This is a genomic window from Bartonella sp. AA86SXKL, from assembly GCF_042196885.1.
The window spans coordinates 1-538 of the sequence record NZ_JBHIRE010000586.1 but is presented as its reverse complement, the minus strand read 5'-3'; the positions used below and the strand labels follow the sequence as shown (position 1 = coordinate 538).

Annotated in this window: 1 protein-coding gene; it reads left to right on the top strand. The window is 38.1% G+C overall.

The window, feature by feature from the left end:
- The coding region (locus ACFIO5_RS13420; protein WP_375705681.1) for a hypothetical protein at positions 1-318 on the top strand (318 nt) is incomplete at its 5' end.
- Between the last annotated feature and the right edge of the window lie 220 nt (positions 319-538).

Here is a 538-nt window from a genome sequence, read left to right as displayed (position 1 = left end):
GTTTCGAATGCAGAAGCGCGTGCAAAGGCTTATATCGCTGCTCTTAACGGCATTTCACTCTGGTCTTTATTGCAAGCTGTTAAAAATCTTATACGTGGTGAGGCAAAAGGTATGTCAACAACCTTTGTCCCCTCATGTGCTGATCTAGCGCAGTATTGTCGTGATTTAGAAAGCAGGCTTTATGGTGTTGCTGAGAAGGTTTTTATCGCTGTTGAAAATACGCGTAACCTAGCCTTAGGAGGCAAGCACATTTCATGCATGAGAATAGGCAAGCCTAGTGAAGAGTGTCATGATAGTAGCAATTCTAAAGCGGCTTAAAACAGCAAACTAGTGAAAAGTGCTGATCATTTTACGATTAGACATGCATTTAAATCGACAAAAAGGTACCATACAAAGCGATTTAAAGATTTTACGATGAAAACCATATCCGCAATATAAAACGCTCTGTACGGTCAAATTTTAGGTAAATAGACCAATTGGTAAAATTATGGACTAAAAACATGAGAATATTAAAAGACCTGTTCTTAAAAAAGCGTAA